15 protein-coding genes are annotated in these 16,938 nt (G+C 63.6%); 10 read left to right on the top strand and 5 right to left on the bottom strand.

Going from position 1 to position 16,938, the window contains the following annotated elements; genetic code table 11:
- Positions 1-59: 59 nt before the first annotated feature.
- Positions 60-2,357, bottom strand: coding sequence for a molybdopterin guanine dinucleotide-containing S/N-oxide reductase (locus tag AC0QUY_RS03935; RefSeq protein ID WP_475385843.1), 2,298 nt, complete (start codon positions 2,355-2,357; stop codon positions 60-62).
- A 19-nt stretch (positions 2,358-2,376) separates the two neighbouring features.
- Positions 2,377-3,045 (bottom strand): cupin domain-containing protein, encoded by a 669-nt coding sequence (locus tag AC0QUY_RS03940; RefSeq protein ID WP_161852135.1) that lies wholly within the window; start codon positions 3,043-3,045, stop codon positions 2,377-2,379.
- Positions 3,046-3,212: 167 nt separating this feature from the next.
- Between AC0QUY_RS03940 and AC0QUY_RS03945 the strand changes: the two genes are divergently transcribed.
- The 5 genes from AC0QUY_RS03945 (at position 3,213) to AC0QUY_RS03965 (ending at position 8,052) form a co-directional block, all read left to right on the top strand.
- The gene (locus AC0QUY_RS03945) at positions 3,213-3,980 is read left to right on the top strand and encodes an ABC transporter substrate-binding protein (protein WP_161852136.1); all 768 of its coding nucleotides are present in this window, start codon (positions 3,213-3,215) and stop codon (positions 3,978-3,980) included.
- Positions 3,980-4,633 (top strand): amino acid ABC transporter permease, encoded by a 654-nt coding sequence (locus AC0QUY_RS03950; protein ID WP_161856420.1) that lies wholly within the window; start codon positions 3,980-3,982, stop codon positions 4,631-4,633. The genes AC0QUY_RS03945 and AC0QUY_RS03950 overlap by 1 nt, the downstream gene beginning before the upstream one ends.
- Positions 4,630-5,361 (top strand): amino acid ABC transporter ATP-binding protein, encoded by a 732-nt coding sequence (locus AC0QUY_RS03955; RefSeq protein WP_475385844.1) that lies wholly within the window; start codon positions 4,630-4,632, stop codon positions 5,359-5,361. Before AC0QUY_RS03950 ends, AC0QUY_RS03955 begins: the two co-directional genes overlap by 4 nt.
- A gap of 18 nt (positions 5,362-5,379) precedes the next feature.
- Positions 5,380-6,672 carry an NAD(P)/FAD-dependent oxidoreductase gene (locus AC0QUY_RS03960; protein WP_475385845.1) on the top strand — a complete coding sequence of 431 codons (1,293 nt, stop codon included), beginning with the start codon at positions 5,380-5,382 and terminating at the stop codon, positions 6,670-6,672.
- Between the two features lie 87 nt (positions 6,673-6,759).
- The gene (locus AC0QUY_RS03965; RefSeq protein ID WP_475385846.1) at positions 6,760-8,052 is read left to right on the top strand and encodes a DUF1236 domain-containing protein; all 1,293 of its coding nucleotides are present in this window, start codon (positions 6,760-6,762) and stop codon (positions 8,050-8,052) included.
- Between the two features lie 89 nt (positions 8,053-8,141).
- Here AC0QUY_RS03965 and AC0QUY_RS03970 read toward each other — a convergent pair whose 3' ends face one another.
- The gene (locus tag AC0QUY_RS03970; RefSeq protein ID WP_475385847.1) at positions 8,142-9,734 is read right to left on the bottom strand and encodes a gamma-glutamyltransferase; all 1,593 of its coding nucleotides are present in this window, start codon (positions 9,732-9,734) and stop codon (positions 8,142-8,144) included.
- 391 nt (positions 9,735-10,125) lie between these two features.
- Between AC0QUY_RS03970 and AC0QUY_RS03975 the strand changes: the two genes are divergently transcribed.
- The 5 genes from AC0QUY_RS03975 (at position 10,126) to AC0QUY_RS03995 (ending at position 14,613) form a co-directional block, all read left to right on the top strand.
- Positions 10,126-10,752 carry a Crp/Fnr family transcriptional regulator gene (locus AC0QUY_RS03975; RefSeq protein ID WP_475385848.1) on the top strand — a complete coding sequence of 209 codons (627 nt, stop codon included), beginning with the start codon at positions 10,126-10,128 and terminating at the stop codon, positions 10,750-10,752.
- Between the two features lie 302 nt (positions 10,753-11,054).
- A complete protein-coding gene (locus tag AC0QUY_RS03980; RefSeq protein ID WP_475385849.1) occupies positions 11,055-11,474 on the top strand; it encodes a DUF6894 family protein in 420 nt (139 codons plus the stop codon).
- Positions 11,475-11,616: 142 nt separating this feature from the next.
- Positions 11,617-12,348 carry a gamma-glutamylcyclotransferase gene (locus AC0QUY_RS03985; RefSeq protein ID WP_475385850.1) on the top strand — a complete coding sequence of 244 codons (732 nt, stop codon included), beginning with the start codon at positions 11,617-11,619 and terminating at the stop codon, positions 12,346-12,348.
- 176 nt (positions 12,349-12,524) lie between these two features.
- The gene (locus tag AC0QUY_RS03990; RefSeq protein WP_475385851.1) at positions 12,525-14,198 is read left to right on the top strand and encodes a flavin-containing monooxygenase; all 1,674 of its coding nucleotides are present in this window, start codon (positions 12,525-12,527) and stop codon (positions 14,196-14,198) included.
- Between the two features lie 73 nt (positions 14,199-14,271).
- Entirely contained in the window at positions 14,272-14,613 is a 342-nt protein-coding gene (locus AC0QUY_RS03995) for a hypothetical protein (RefSeq protein ID WP_475385852.1), read from the top strand.
- Here AC0QUY_RS03995 and AC0QUY_RS04000 read toward each other — a convergent pair.
- Complete coding sequence (locus AC0QUY_RS04000) at positions 14,600-15,733, bottom strand: hypothetical protein (RefSeq protein ID WP_475385853.1); 1,134 nt, start codon at positions 15,731-15,733, stop codon at positions 14,600-14,602. The genes AC0QUY_RS03995 and AC0QUY_RS04000 overlap by 14 nt on opposite strands.
- A gap of 21 nt (positions 15,734-15,754) precedes the next feature.
- Positions 15,755-16,927 (bottom strand): caspase family protein, encoded by a 1,173-nt coding sequence (locus tag AC0QUY_RS04005; RefSeq protein WP_475385854.1) that lies wholly within the window; start codon positions 16,925-16,927, stop codon positions 15,755-15,757.
- Positions 16,928-16,938: the final 11 nt, after the last annotated feature.

Raw genomic sequence — 16,938 nt, forward strand, 5'->3', positions numbered from 1 at the left:
TCGCTTCGCTCGCAATGACGGGCGCAATTAGCTCGCGCTCGTCATACAGTCCACCCGCATCACCCCCGACCAGGTGGATCAAACGCCCGGATCGGCGGCAGCGCCCCCGAATACTTCTCGCACTCGACCACGGTCACCTGACCGCAGCAGCCTTGCGCCAGTCGCGATGTGCCGATGTCGCGGGTAAGGACGTTCGGATTGCCGTGGACGCAGAGTGGATGCTCGGTCGCACCAGGCTCCGGATCGTACCAGGCGCCGGTGGACAATTGGATTACGCCGGCCATGACGTCGTCGGTGACGGCGGCGGCGGCCAGGCATGCGCCGCGATCATTGAACAGGCGGACAATGTCGCCATTGGCGATGCCGCGGCGCTTGGCATCGTCGGGATGGAGGCGGACGACTTCACGGCCGGCGATCTTGCTCGACTGGCTGTAGGCGCCGAAGTCGAGCTGGCTGTGCAGCCGTGTCGCGGGCTGGTTGGCGATCAACGTCAGCGGGTGGCGCGAATCTGGTGGTTCGGTCGACGGCAGCCAGGCTGGGTGAGGCGGGCAATCGTCGTAGCCAAAGCCTGCGATGGCTTTCGAGTAGATCTCGATCTTGCCGCTTGGCGTTGAAAGCTTGTTGCCCGCGGGATCGTTACGGAAGGCGCGAAGGAAGCCGCCGTCATCGGGCCCCGACGGCAGCGCGAGTTCGCCGCGCCGCCAGAACTCGTCGAAGTCAGGGGCATCCCAACCGGCCTCGGCCAACGCCTTTCGCGTCGGCTCGTACAGATGAGCCAGCCATTGCCGGCTGTTCCGTCCTTCGGTGAATGCCTGCTCGACGCCCAGTCGCCGCGCGAGGTCGGCAAAGATGTCAAAATCGTCGCGCGCTTCGCCGATCGGATCGACAGCCTTGCGCATCGCGATCAGCCTCGGGTCGGTGCCGGCGGCACCGATATCGTCGCGCTCCAGCGTCATGGTCGCCGGCAGCACGATGTCCGCGAATTTCGCCATCGGCGTCCAGGCGCTTTCGTGCACCACGATGGTTTGCGGCGCGTTGAAAGCCCGCCGCATGCGGTTGATGTCCTGATGATGGTGGAAGGGGTTGCCGCCCGCCCAATAGACCAGCTTGATGTTGGGATAGTGCATGGAACGGCCGTTGTATTCGAACGGCTCGCCTGGATGGAGCAGCATGTCGCTGACGCGCGCCACTGGAATGAAATCGCTGACGCCATTCTTGCCCTGCGACAGCGTCGGAATTGGAACGGCGTTGAGCCGGCGGCCGGTGTGTCCGAGCGCACCGAGCGCGTAATTGTAACCGCCGCCGGGCAGACCGATCTGGCCGAGCATCGCCGCGAGCACCGCGCCCATCCACACCGGCTGTTCGCCATACTGCGCCCGCTGCAGCGAATGCGAGACCGTGATCAGGGTGCGTCCGCGCGGCAGGCGGCGGGCGAGGTCGACGATCGTGCCGGATGAAATGCCGGTGATGTCTGCCGCCCATGCCGCGTCCTTTGGCGTATGGTCATCGCGGCCGAGCAGATAGCGTTCAAAACTATCGAAGCCGGTGCAATAGCGTTCGATGAAGGCCTTGTCGCAGAGACCTTCGGTCAGAAGCGTGTGCGCGAGCGCCAGCATCAGCGCGACGTCGGTGCCAACTTTGATCGGCAGCCATCTTGCGTTGGCCTCGTTCGGTAGGTCGTCCCGCAACGGACTGATGCAGTAGAACGCTGCGCCGCGGTGCGCGGCTTTCGCCATCGCGTCGCGCTCGATGTGGCGGCTGATGCCGCCGCTTGCGACGTGCGAGTTCTTCAACGCCATGCCGCCGAAGGCCAGCACGGTATCTGAATGTTCGGCGATCTGATCCCAGGTCACGTTGTGGCGCGAGACAGCCTCATAGCCGCCCATCACATGCGGCAGGATCACCGCCGAAGCGCCGGCGCTGTAACTGTTCACCGAGCGCACATAGCCGCCGAACGCCATGTTCAGGAAGCGATGAACCTGGCTCTGCGCGTGGTGAAAACGTCCGGCGCTGGACCAGCCATAGGAGCCGCCGAAGACCGCGGCGGCGCCATATTCAGTTTTGACCCGCGATAATTCGCTCGCCAGCAGGTCGATAACCTTGTCCCAGGAACACTCGACGAATTCCTGGTCGAACGTGCGCGCGGCGCGCACGCTGCGGTCCAGCCAAGCCTTGCGGACCATCGGCTGTAGGATGCGCGCCTTGTGGCGCATCGCGGTGGTAAAATTCTGCAATATCGGCGAGGGCGCAGGGTCACCCTCGTAAGGCGTGACATCGAGGGTGGCGCCGTTCCATCTCGCGGAGAAGGCGCCCCAGTGCGCGCTGTGCGGCGCCCAATCGTCTGTGGCCTGGTCCATGATTTACTCCAGACTGTGGCTACCCGGCTTGCGTCACGCAGTTCACCCACAACACGACGGATTTTGCATCATCCGCCGGATTTGAGAAGCGGTGCGGCCGGCGGCTGGCAAACCGAAAACTGTCACCGGTTTTCAGCGTCCAGGTCTCGTCGTCCACCGTCAGCGTCATCTCGCCTTCCAGCACCAGCCCGGCTTCCTCGCCGTCATGCGTATAGAGCTCGTCGCCGGTGTTTCCGCCGGGCTCGAGGTGCACGAGAAACAGATTGAGGCGGTTTTCCGTTCCGGCCGGGCTCAGCAATTGCTTGGAAATGCCGGTGCGCCACAGTTTTAGTTCGGCGCGCTGCAACTGGCGCGTCACCACGCCGCCGGAAGCGCCATCATCGCTCGGCCTGGAGCCGAACAGCGCGGCGATGCCGACGCCGAGGACGTCGGCGAGCGTCGCGAGCACGCGAAGCGAGGGGGACGACAGGCCGCGCTCGATCTGGCTGAGGAAGCCGATCGACAGATCGGTTCGCGCGGCAATCGTCTCCAGCGACAATTTGTGTTCGCGGCGCAAGTCGCGAATACGGCGGCCAACCGCCAGATCCATTGCGGGTTCAGCCGGCCTGGCGGCGGGTTTCGCCTTCGCCCTGCGTGCTGCCTTTCGGGGTTTGGGCGCTGCTTTCTTTATTCTCTTGCTGCCGCTCACGTCAGGCTGCTTTCTTCATATGCATGAAAATGGCTTGCAATACCCGGGGAACTGTGACCACAATTTCATATTGGTGAAAATAGGCTCGAACGGCGCTGCCCGCAACTTATTTGGTCCAAGGCCAAGCGGGAGGGCCGGAACGGTGTCCGGTTTCAGGAGGGTGTGCAATGGCTCTGAAGCGTCTCGTTCAGGCCGCGGTGGCGGCTTTGGTTCTCACAGCCGCAATGCCGGCATCCGCGCAGCAGGTCCTGAAGGTGGGCTCGACGCCGACAGGCGTGCCCTTCACCTTCCTCGACACCAAGACCAACAGCATTCAGGGCATCATGGTCGATCTCATCACCGAGATCGGCAAGGACGCCGGCTTCCAGGTTCAGATCGAGCCGATGCAGTTCTCCACCCTGATCGCATCGCTCACCTCGAACAAGATCGACATCATCTCGGCGGCGATGTTCGTTACGCCGGCGCGCAAGGAAGTGATCGATTTCTCCGAACCGTTTTACAGCTATGGCGAAGGCCTGCTGGTGCCGAAGAGCGACAGCAAAGCCTACGCCAGCCAGGAAGATCTGAAAGGTGCGGTGGTCGGCGCGCAGGTCGGGACGGCTTTCGTCGATGCACTGAAGAAGTCGGGCCTGTTCAGCGAAGTAAAAGCCTACGACACCATTCCCGACATTCTGCGCGACGTGAACGCAGGTCGCCTGAAGGCCGGCTTCGCCGACTACCCGATCCTCGCCTACAACCTCAAGCAGGGCGGCTTCCCCGAGGCGCGCATCGTCGAGAGCTACAAGCCTGCGACCGTCGGCTCGGTCGGCATCGGCGTGCGCAAGGGCGATACCGAGTTGCTCGCCAAGATCAACACCTCGCTGGCGAAGTTGAAGGCGAACGGCACCGTCGAAAAGATTCTCGATAAATGGGGCCTGAAGGCGCAGGCTTCCTGATGCAGGCGTTCTGGCGCGACACGGTCGAGTTCCTGCCGATCCTGATGAGCGGCGTGGCGCTGACGATCATCGTCACGGTCGGCTCGCTCCTGCTGTCGACCGCGCTTGGCCTGATCTGGGCCTTGATGCGGGTATCCGGCATCGGCATCTTCACGGGATTCAGCGCCGGGCTGATCAACGTGATCCGCGGCATCCCGATCATCGTGCTGCTGTTCTACCTCTACTTCGTGATGCCGGAACTCGGCCTCACGCTGACGGCGCTGCAGGCGGCCATTCTCGGGCTCGGCATCGCCTATTCGGCCTATCAGGCCGAGAACTTCCGCGCCGGCATCGAGGCGATCGACAAGGGGCAGATCGAGGCGGCGCAGGCGATCGGCATGGGCTGGTGGCAGACCATGCGCCGCGTGGTGTTGCCGCAGGCGGTCAAGATTGTGCTGCCGCCCTACGGCAACATCATGATCATGATGTTGAAGGACTCGTCGCAAGCGTCCACCATCACGGTCGCCGAGCTTGCGCTGCAGGGCAAGCTGATCGCGTCTTCGACCTTCAAGAACACCAGCGTGTTCACGCTTGTAGCGCTGATGTATCTCACCATGAGCATTCCGCTCATTCTCCTGGTTCGTCATTTCGAGAAGCGCGCGGGCCAGAAATGATCGAACTGACAAACGTCCACAAGAGTTTCGGCAAGGTCGAGGTGCTCAAGGGCATCACGGCCTCCGTCGAGAAGGGCGAGGTGGTCTGCATCGTCGGACCGTCGGGCTCCGGCAAGTCCACCATCCTGCGCTGTATCAACGGGCTGGAAAGCTATGACAGCGGCGATATCCTTGTCGAAGGTGCGCGGGTGGACCGCAACGCACCTTCGATCGTTTCGATCCGGACGCAGGTCTCGATGGTGTTCCAGCGTTTCAACCTGTTTCCGCATCGGACCGCGCTGGAGAACGTCATCGAGGGCCCGGTCTATGTGAAGAAGGAGCCGCGCGCCGCGGCGCTGGAGCGCGGCCGTGCGCTATTGGCGCAGGTGGGGCTCGCCGAGAAGGCCGAAGTCCATCCGCCGCAACTGTCCGGCGGGCAGCAGCAGCGGGTCGCGATTGCGCGCGCGCTCGCGATGCAGCCGAAGGCTATTCTGTTCGACGAGCCGACCTCGGCGCTCGATCCGGAACTGGTCGGCGACGTGCTCTCGGTGATGCGCAAGCTCGCCGATGATGGCATGACCATGGTCGTCGTCACCCATGAGATGGGTTTTGCCCGCGATGTCGCCGACCGCGTGCTGTTCATCGACGGCGGCGTGATCGTCGAGCAGGGGCCGGCGAAATCGGTCCTCAATCAGCCGCAGCATGCGCGCACGCAGGACTTTTTGCGGCGCGTGCTGCATCCGCTCTAAGCTTTCCGGTTGTTGTCCATGAACACGCCTGTATCCTTGCCGTTGCCGCCAAGCCTCTATGCCGATACGGCGGTCGCGCCGACACCGACGCCGCCGCTCGATGGCGACAGGAACGTTGCGGTCGCGATCATCGGCGGCGGCTTTACGGGACTATCCACCGCGCTGCATCTCGCCGAGCAGGGCGTGAACGCGATCGTGCTGGAAGCGCAACAGCCGGGCTGGGGCGCTTCCGGCAACAATGGTGGCCAGGTCAATCCGGGCCTCAAGCACGACCCTGACCAGATCGAGGCGGATTTCGGCGCCGAGCTCGGCCGCCGCATGATCGATTTCGCCTACGGCACCACGAACTACACGTTCGACCTGATCCGCCGTTACCAGATACCCTGCGAGGCGCGGCAGAACGGCACGCTGCGCGCGGCCTATAACGAGGCGAGCGCAGCGGCGATCGAGAATACGGCGAAGCAATGCATCCGCCGCGGCATGCCGGTGACGCTGCTGAACCGCGAGCAGATGCGGGAGATGACCGGCACTGACCGCTATCTTTGCGCCATGCTGGACAACCGCGGCGGCGATCTGCATCCGCTGAGTTATGCGCGCGGGCTGGCGCGTGCGGCGATCGCGGCCGGCGCTGCAGTCCATGGCGAGACACCGGCGCTGTCCTTGTCGCGTGAAGGAGCCGGCTGGCGGGTCGAGACGCCGCGCGGGATCGTGCGCGCGGAAAAAGTGCTGCTGGCAACCAATGGCTTCACGGATGATCTGTGGCCGGCGCTTCGCCGCAGCATCGTGCCGGTGTTTTCGTCCATCACCGCCACCGCGCCTCTGCCTGATGACGTCGCCAGCGAAATCATGCCGACCCGTCCGGTCCTCTACGAGAGCGGACACATCACGGTCTATTACCGCATCGATCAACACAATCGTTTGCTGATGGGCGGTCGCGGGCCGATGCGTTGGATCAGCAAGCCTGCCGACGTCGCCTATCTCATCCGCTATGCCGAGCGGCTATGGCCGCGGCTGAAGGGCGTCATCTGGACGCACGGCTGGAACAGCCGGCTCGCCATCACGCCCGACCATTATCCGCATGTGCACGAGCCCGCGGAAAACCTTCTGATCTCGCTCGGCTGCAACGGCCGCGGCGTCGCGCTCTCGACCGCGATGGGCGGGCACCTCGCACGCCGCCTCATCGGTGGCAGGACTGTGGAAATCGACATGCCCGTCACCGCCATCAAGCCGATGGCGTTGCACGCCTTCTGGCCGCTCGGCGTCACCGCCGCGGTGCTGGCGGGGCGGGTGCGGGATCGGCTGGGGCTGTAGCGATCTCTCAATCACAGCGTAGTTGCTGCGGAACCTCCGGCAGCGGCGAACGTTCGCTTGCGTAACGCCCATGCGGAGGAGGTTCATATGCGCAAGCAACTGCTGTTATCGACAGGAATTATATGCCTGATGCTGGCACCGGCTGTTTCCTACGGTCAGGCTCCGGGAGCAAGAGGCGAAGAGCAGAAACAGATGCGGCCAAGCGATTCCGGCAAGGGTGCTGCATCGCAAGAACGCGGCGCCGAACGGGCGCAGGAACGCGGGCAGGCTGCGGAACAAAAGGCGCAAGGAGGCCGCGAGGAGAGGGGAACCGGTTCCCGGCAAACCGAGGAAAGGGGCAAGGCCGCGCCATCGTCCGAGCGCCCGGCGGCCGCGGCCGATGACAGCAGACGCGGCCGTGGCGACGATGCCAAATCCGGCGAGCGCGCGCAGGATTCCCGCAGTCGCGACGCACAGACGGCGCGCGAAAAGGACGCCAAGGATGGTAGCAAGGACAGCAAGGGCAGCGCCGAGATGAAGCGCGACAGCGACCGCGAAAAATCGCGCGCGGAATCCGACAAGGCCAAGGAAGGAAGCACGGCTGCCCAGAAGGAGCGCGAGAGCACGACCACGACCCAGAAAGAACCGGGCCGCGATCAGCGCGACGGCGCGAAGAACGCCGCCGAGCAGGGCAAGGATGCAAGCCGGCCGTCAACGGCGACCGACACCACGCGCACGCAGCCTTCCACCAGCGCGCAGACCGGCCAGAGCCAGACAGGTCAGGCCCAGACCAGTCAGCAGTCCAACGTCTCCGTCGACAAGCAAGTACGGATTTCCGAGACCCTGACCCGCGAACGTCTCGCCGCGCCCCAGCGCAACCTCAACGTCTCGATCCGCGTGGGCGAGCGAATTCCGCAGCGTGTGCGGGTTCATCGGCTGCCGGATACGATCGTGGCGATCGAGCCGCAATACCGCGGCTATGATTACTTCACGACCGAGGAAGAGATCGTGATCGTTGAGCCGCGCACCCATCGTATCGTCAGCCAGATCCCGCGCGACGCATCCCGCATTCGCGCCGCCGGCGGCGCGAGCGGCACTGGGAGCACGAGCGGTACTGCCGGCACGGGCAGCTCAGGCAGTTACACCGGCACGATGGCCGCTGCCGGTGGTGCCTCGCCGTGCCGCATCATGCGGCGCGACACCGCGGGCAATGTCACCGAACTGACGCCACAGACGGTCGGCTCGGCGGCGGCACAGCAGGAAACCATCAGCGTCACGGTCCGCGTGCCCGGCGGCGCCTCGACCGCGCCGATTGCGCTGGGTGCCGCGGACGGACAGATCGTGGTATCCGGCCAGAGCGGCGCCGATTGCATGGTGACGATCGAGCCGCAGACGCGGTAGGGCGCGCTATCGCAATTAAACAGCGAAGTGCGGCACCTTGGTGCCGCACTTTCTTATTTGCGGCGCCGGATTAGTCGAACAGCTATACCTCACCCCTCCGCCACCGCCTCGCTCCAGGCGTGGAACGGCTCGGTGGCGCCGCTGTTGGTGTCGCCGTTGCGCATCACGATGCTGGGGCAGGCGAATTTCATCGGCAGGGCCTGGATGCGTGCTTCCTCGTAGTCGAAGCGCGCGCCCAATGCTTCGCGCGCGGCCTGCGGCAGGCGGACGTCGCCGATCACGACCGCGCCTTCACTGGCGTCGATGCGGGGCTGATGAATCGCCGCATCGAGGTCCATGCCAAAGTCCATCACGAAGGACAGAAGCTGGCTCACCGCCGGCAGGATGCGGCGGCCGCCGGATGCGCCGACCGCGATGCGGCGGCCATCGGCCGCCTGCGCCAGCACCGGCGTGTAGTTGGTGAGGCAGCGCTTGCCCGGCGCCAGCGAATTCGGCATGCCCAGCGTCGGGTCGAACCACATGATGCCGTTGTTCATGGTGATGCCGGTCTGGCTCGATACGAATTTGGAGCCGAAGGTGGAGAGCAGCGTCTGCGTCACCGCCGCCATGTTGCCGTCGCGATCGACCGCCGAGAAATGCGTGGTGCAGGCCGGCGCCAGCGCTTCCGCGCCGAGCGAACGCCGGCCGTCCTGGTCGCCCATATCTTTCAGCCGCTCGCGATAGGCGGCCTGCAGCGCCGATGCATAGGCGAGATAGGCCGCCGCATCCGGTCCACCGCGCGCGGGCTTCAGATCCTTCTGCAGCAGACCGAGCGTGCGCGAGAGCGTCGGGCCGGCGGTGAGTTCGGGCGTCGCCAAAACCTTGCCGTCGCGATAGGAGATTGCCAGCGGCTCGCGCAGATGTGCGCGGAACGGCCTGAGGTCGTCGACCGACAGTGCGCCGCCGGCGGCCTGGATGTCAGCGGCGAGGCACTTCGCCAGATCGCCTTCATAGAAGTCGCGGGGGCCGGCGCTGGCAAGCTGCGCCATCGTGGCCTTGAGCTTGTCCTGCGGCATGCGAACGCTGGACCTGATGCCCCATTGCGGGTTCGGCGGCAGGCCGTCTTGCAGATAGGCGGCGGCGCTGGCGGGGTAACGGCGCAGATCGGCTGCGGCGCTCGAAATCATCACCGTGGTCCACCAGTCGACCGCAAGGCCTTCGCCGGCAAGCGCGACGCTCGGCGCCAGCAATTCCTTCCATGGCAGTTTGGCGTGACGGCGATGCGCTTCCTCCATGCCGGCGACCACGCCGGGCACCGCGATCGAGCCCGGGCCATGAATATTGCGGTCGTCCTTCACGCGCGGCCAGGGGAAGATGTCGGACGCCGCGCCATCGCCGGTCAACGGATAATCCTCCACCCGCAGGCTCGCGGGAGCGCGCATGCCGTAGTCGATGACTTCGTAGCGGTCTTCACGCGCGCGGTAGAGCACCATCGCACCCCCGCCCCCGGGCCCGCTCATCCACGGCTCCAGCACGCCAAGTGCAAATGTGGTCGCGATGACAGCATCGACGCAGTCGCCGCCCGCAGCCAGCACCTCGGCACCCACTTGCGCCGCGCGGTTCGATTGGGCTGCAACGATGCCGCCTTTGGAACTCACGGCCGGTTTGTGGATTTGCTGCGTGGTCGAAAACTGGTCGCGCATGGGTTGCCCTTGTTCTTCTATTGATCATGTTGCGGTAGGTGAGCCCGGCAGCACTCCCGTTGCCCTGCTGATCTTACCGGCACTGCGACGAGGATACTGGTCCCTCCGCGTCTTAAGGGAAATTTTGTTACCCCGGAAGAGGCCCTGGCGCAGTGCCCTAATCCGGAAGGGTAGGTGGACAGCAAGATTAGGCTTGCGGAAGCTATGGGCACGGCGCAATGTTTATGAAATCGCCAGTCAGCTTGGTGTTCTCCCGAACGAAGGCGAATTGGCGCGCCGTGGAGGGTAGAAAATGCCTCGCGGTTCGAATTTTCTGATTAGCCGCCTTGCACCGGCGACCCTTGCGCGCATTGCGCCTCATCTATCAGTAATTGAGCTGGCCGCTTCAGAGGTGCTTGCCGAACCCCACCAGCGCATCCAGCGAGTTTACTTTCCGCATTCCGGCATCATTTCCAGCATCGTCGAGCTGGCGGACGGCAGCACCATAGAAACCGGCATGGTCGGCAACGACGGCGTGTTTGGCGCGAGCCAGGCGCTTGATGACAAGGTTTCGCTGAACCTCGTGACTGTTCAGATTGCCGGCAAGGCTTCGGTCATGGCCGCGGATAGGCTCCGTGCCTTGGCCAGCGAACTGCCGGATTTCAAGGCGCTTCTGATAAAGTACGAGCAGTTCTTCCTTGCACAGGTCCAGCAGACCGCGGCCTGCAACGCCGTCCATGACATTGATGCGCGTACCTGCAAGTGGCTTTCGCGGATGCACGACCTGGTCGGCCCCGACCTGTTGCTGACGCAGGAGTTCGTTGCGCGGATGATGGGCGTCCGGCGCACCAGCGTGACGACGGTGGCCGGTGCACTGCAGGGCGCCGGCTTGATCTCCTATAGCCGTGGCCGGCTCCACATCGTCGATATCGAGCGGATACGCAAGCGCGCCTGCGAATGCGATGACGCCGTCCGGTCGCACTTTCGGCGGATGTTCGAGGCGGTGGAGACCGACACGCATAAAGATCGATGCGTATGAGTTGCTGGCTTGGGCCGGCACATCGGAACTCAGCGCAAGGTTTTTCTGCAATGGACGGCTTCCGTTAGGAACCAGAAGCAGTTTCTGAAATTCGTCTGGAGAGAGCAGGGGGGCCGCGGGGCTGAAGAGCCAGATCGTATTGGCTTCGGAACCTCGGCGATTGATCGCATCTAAGTTGTAAGAAGGATGCGGTCATACTTGCGTATAGCGGAACTGTCCGATCTCTAGACCATTAACGCATTCCGATGGTCTTATCCGGCCACGCGTCTTCGAAAGAGGACGTCCGCGCCGCAGGAGGTACCATGCCGCTGTTCTATTTCATTCTGAAAGCGGGCCGTCAGACCTATCCGGACGTCGAGGGTCAGGAATTTCGCGACGAGGCTGCCGCGCGGGAGCATGCCCACGCCGTAGCGCGCGAACTGATGCGCAACCGGGAGACCGAGACCAGCCACTGGCGCATTCAGGTTTGCGACGACTATCTCGAGCCATGCTACGAGTGTCTGTTCGCCGACATTGACGAGACATGGGCGGGCTGCGACGGCAAGCTGCGGCGTTCCCTGACGGCGGTGGCGCGGACCACGGCCACGATGGGCGATGCGCTGCGTAACATCGACAGCTCCATGGCCGATCTACGGCAGACGCTCAGTCTGATAGACACCATCCTGTCAAGCAGTCACCAGTTGAACCACATCGATCGAATGGCCGGGGGTAGGGCGCAATAGACCTCCTGCATCATCATGATGACCCCAAAAATATTGGTCTGGTCATGAAATAAAGACCTGCGAGACCTCGCGGTTTGAAATTGGCGTCCAGGCTCCGCGGTGGCACAGTGCAGATGAACGAGGCATCTGCAAGGGGGCGGGCGTGACCGCGGACGCGTTCATTCATCTGCCAGATCTGCGCGCGCGGGTGACGCAGCCGGAAAAATCGCTGCTGCGCCTGACGCCGGAAATGTTTGCGATGTGGGAGCAGCGGGCGCGGGCCGCAGGATGGCCGGTGAGCTGGCGGCTGCCGGACGAAGCGATCGAGGCATCGCGGCTTGCCGTGCTCGGCGATCACCCTGATAGCGACGATCTCTGGATCTATTGCTACGGCTCGCTGATGTGGGACCCCGGATTCCATTTCGCCGAAGTGCGGCTTGCCGACGTCGAAAATTATCAGCGCCGCTTCACGCTGAAGATCAATCTCGGCCGTGGATCGCACGACTATCCGGCGCTGATGCTGTCGCTGGAGCCGCAGGCCGGGTGTTGCCGGGGATTGGCGTTTCGCATCGCGGCGGATTCCGTGCATGCGGAATCGGCGATCCTGTGGCGCCGCGAGATGCTGCGCGGCGGCTATGCGCCGGCGATGGTGCCGATGACGACGCCGCAGGGGCCGATCACGGCGCTTGCCTTCGTCTCCAACCGCGCGCACCCCAGCTACGTCGGCGAACTGCCGCTCGCCGAGACCGCGGCAATGATCGCAAGCGGGAAGGGTGTCCTCGGCACCAACCGGGAATACCTCGTGCAACTGGCGACGCAATTACAGGCGTTGGGGATCGAGGACCCCTATGTCGCGCAGTTGCACGCGCAGATTGTCGCCGATCCGAGTGCCTAGGTGATCCAGCCTGCCGCTTGTCATCGCTACGTCCCGCTTTCAAACATTGTTTTAGAGCCGATTTCGCGGTGCAACCCGGCATGCTGACGCAAGTGCGGAAGCCGCGGATATTGCTATAGTGATGCCCGGCCGCGCAGAGATCGTCGGCGTCAAGAACAATAATGGGGAAGCCGCGCATGACCGGGGAGATCAAGCCGCATTACGAGGTCGTTGTCGTTGGCGCCGGCGTGTCGGGCATTTATCAGATCAAGCGGCTGGCCGACCTTGGGGTAGATGCCCTTGTGCTGGACGCCGCCCCCGATCTCGGCGGGACCTGGTACTGGAACCGCTATCCCGGCGCGCGCTTCGATTCCGAGAGCTATACCTACGGTTATTCGTTCTCGAAGGAACTGCTCAACGAGTGGCACTGGAAGGAGCGCTTCTCGGCGCAGCCGGAGAATCTGCGCTATCTCAACTACGTCACCGACAAGTTTGATTTGCGCAAATGCATGCGGTTCAACCGCAAGGTGGAGGCGGCGGCGTTCGACGAGGCCAGCCATCTGTGGCGGCTCAGGCTCGACGACGGGCGCGAACTCTCCTGCCGTTTCCTCATTCTTGCAGTCGGGTTGCTCTCGATACCGACGCTGCCGCGGCTGGAAGGCACGGAGGCGTTCAAGGGGCGTTCGTTTCACACCTTCCATTGGCCGCACGAACCGGTCGAACTGGCGGGCAAGAAGGTCGGCATCATCGGCACCGGCGCCACCGCGATTCAAGTGATCGGCGAGATCGCCGACAAGGTCGGCGAACTCACGGTGTTTCAGCGGCGGCCGAACTGGAGCGCGCCGCTCAACAACGGCCCGATCTCGGACGCCGAGATGGCCGACATCCGCTCGCGCTACGACGAGATCTTCGCCGCCTGCAGGCGCACGCCCGGCGGTTTCGAGCACGAGCCTGACAGGCGGGGCTTCTATGAGGCCACCCGCGAGGAGCGCATCGCGCTGTGGGACAAACTCTATGACGAGCCCGGCTTCGGCATCTGGCTGAGCAATTTCCGCGAGATATTTACCGACGAGGCGGCCAATGCGGAGTTCTCCGCTTATATCGCCGAGCGTATCCGACGGCGGGTGAAGGATCCGGCGACGGCGGAAAAGCTGATCCCCAGGGATCACGGTTTCGGCGTGCAGCGGGTGCCGCTGGAGACCAATTATTTCGAGGCCTATAACCGCGACAATGTTGATCTCGTCGACATCAGCGAGACGCCGATCGAGCGGGTGACCGAGACCGGCCTGCGCACCAGCGCGCGCGACTATGAGCTCGACATAATCGTCTACTCCACCGGCTTCGACGCCATCACCGGCGCGTTCGATGCGATCGACATCACCGGCGTCGGCGGGGCGAAACTCGCTGACCGCTGGCGCGACGGTCCCTCGACCTTTCTCGGCATGATGGCCAACGGCTTTCCGAATTTGTTGATGCCAACCGGCCCGCAGAGCGGTTCGGCGTCGACGAACTTTCCGCGCGGCATCGAGAACGGTGTCGGATGGTGCATGGGCCTGCTCGCCCACATGTGGGAGCGCGGGCATACGCGGGCCGAACCGACGGCGGAGGCGCAGGCGCGCTGGACGGCGCATGTGACCAAGATGTACGCCATCATGCTGATGCGCAAAGCGAAGTCGTGGTTCACCGGTTATAATTCGAACATACCCGGCCATGAGCACGGCAAGACGCGCTACCTCGTCTACAATGGCGGCACGCCGAAATATGTCGCCGCCATCACCGAGGTCGCCGAGAAGGGGTATGAGGGGATCGTTTTCGATGCGCAGGCAATGCCTTCGGCCACGCGTCGGCCGCAAGCATCGAGGGCGGGGTAGATCGCACCAGAACTTCGCGCCGCGATTTGTGGCCGAAGTTCCGGCAGCACCTGCCGCTTCGCAGGAAAGGTCCATGCGCAAGATCTCGATTCGTGGCTGGATTGAACTCCCGTTGCCGCAATCGTTCGACGGCGCGACCGCGATCGTGGGGCTCGATGACGTGACCTTGATCGACGCGTTATCGACGCGGATTGCGGAGACCGTGATCGAAGGGATCAGCGGACGGCAGGATCGCATTCCCTTCCATTTGGAAGCACAGTGGGATTTCCGCTCGCGCGACAGCTATGTGCTGGCGGCGGAAATCCGGGGGGCGGGCCGGGACCGCCCTGGTCCCGGCGACTTCCTGACGACGGTCGCCGTGCCCTGGACGGTCGATCAGACCGATGGGATCTCGGTGCCGGTTACTCGGATTTGAACGCGGGGACGCGTCGAAGCGCTGATGTCGACAAGGTCATGTCCAGCGCGATCACGAGCTCGCCGAAAACCTGCGAGATCCGCTTGAGCTTTTCCATCTCGGCCGGGGAGACTTGCAGGCTGGATTCGTCCTCGGGGGCCAGTCTTGCGTAGGTCCTGGCGCGATCGGCCAGATAGCCGATACCGGAACGAAACAGCGGCGCCCCCGACTTCGGAATATCCCGCAACAGCTTCAGCGCCTCCGGGTGCCGGCCGCTACGCGCCAGATACTCGATGCGGACCGCGAGCGCGTCCGGAAGCCAGGGATAGGAGGCGACCAGATTGCCGGTCCACTCGTCCAGGCCTTCGAGCTGGTTGGCGCGTATCAGCACGTAGGCGCCGAGTGTTGCGCGAAGCGGGGATTGCTTTTTCGTAGCGTAATAGTCGGGTCGGGTGACCAGCGTGCGCGATATCGACCGTGCCTCGTCCGCCTTGCTGTTGTTGGCGAAGTCGAGCAACGAGTTCAGTTCGCCGTCGTGAAAGTCGAACTCGAGGGTGAGCTTGTCGGTCTTGAGGTCCAGAGACCATTCGACCGTCGTTGAACCGCCTTCGTCGATCGGTACGGCGAAATAATTGTATTGCTTTGATCTCTCGATTTCGATCCAGACCGCTTCGCGCGAAAACGGGATATCCAGGTTTGACCGGGTCGTAGGCTCTCGCTTGAGTGGGATCTGGGAGCCGGTACCGGTGATCTTGTCGGCCAGCCAGTTGCCGCGAACAAGCGCAAACGACTGCCTGAAAAAATACTGCGTGACCGGGCGCGAAATCTCCCACAATGAATCCGAAAGCGTGTCCGTGGTTTCGAGGCTGGTAGGAAAGGCGACACCCGGGATCGCGATGTTGAGCTGCTTGCTCTCGCCGGGATTGACGACCACGACGTCGTCGACGGTGGACTGGTCGCCGCTGGGAAGCAGCGCCGTGACGTAGTAGCGCCCCGGCGGCACTTCCAGGGTGTCGTCGCTGACCCCGCGCGCCCTGAGCACGAGCTTCTCGTCGCGCACCTCGATCGGCAAGGCTCCGCTCCACCTTTGGTTCGGCGGCGTGTCGAGCTTGAACGTGAGGGTTGCTTTGGGATCGGCCATAACAGTTTTCCCGAGCGGGCTTCAGTTCTGGGGCCTAAGCAGCGATGCCAGATTGTGCGTCCAGGGCTTCAGCGTCGGCTTCATGAACGGCCGCGGCGCCGAACGGAACGGGTTTGAGGTCAATCGTCCTGCGTTGACTTCCACCCGATAGACTCCTGCCTGGACGGTGAGCCCAAACTTCGTCTTGGCGCCGGGGTTGCATCCGGCAACCGCGGCATTGTTCTGATCGAGGACGCCGATGGCGCAGGGCAGACCCAGGCTGTCCGGTTGAACCTCGACGGATATGTCGATATCCGGCGGGCCCGCCAGATAACGGATCACCGGCGAGCCAACCAGGCTGCCCATGGTCACGAGCGTCCCGAGATTGTTCTTGGTGTAATAGAAATCCAGCGCGTTCTTGATCGTTGTCGCCGTCACCGGCCACTGCCCGGTCTCCTCATCCGGCTCCTCGGCGCCACGGTTCAGGGCCAGCGTCAGCGCCTCGGCGAAGTGGCTCGGCTTGCGGCTGCGTCCGAGCGCGAACGCGCCGTCGACCGTGCTGTAGATCAGCGGCGCCGCCCGCTTGTCCTTGCCACTGAGTTCGATTCCGAACACCGGCGGAACCGTCGGATTCAGAAAACTCCTCAGTTTTGCGTTTCGGTCCATACAGGCATCGACGAAATAGAATTGCGTCAGCGCAATATTCGGGCGTGTAGCTGTCGGCGCCATGCCGCTTTTCAGATTGTGCATTTCGAAGCACTCGTTAAGCGGCGCGTCGCTCGTCAGAAAGTCCTCGAGCATGAGCACGGAATCCTCCGATCCGCGCTGCGTCCCGTGGCCCGCGAAGTAGAAGAAAGTCATGTCCTCCGGATTGTTCGAGGCGTCTTTGCGCCACTCGACTGCGAAACTGGAGAGCGCAGCCCGGCTGGCGCGGGTTGGTGTCGCGTCGGCAAGCCGGGGCTCGACCTGCACCTCGGCCGGCGACGGCGAGAGCAACAGCCGGACGGTTTTCAGCGGCAGCCGCAAGCCGGTCGTCGTGATGAAGTCGAAGATCTTGAGGGCCGAGAGCGCAGGCGAAGAGAGCTTGTTGAGGTTCCACATCTCATCGGAGGACGGCTCGCCGGCCTCAGGCAGGTTGAGATAGTCGCTGACGCCGACGATCAGCGCATGAACGCCGGCGCCCTCGACATTGTCGTTCTTGACGACCAGTCCCACCGGTCATCTCC

This window comes from Bradyrhizobium sp. WYCCWR15520 (genome assembly GCF_056174665.1).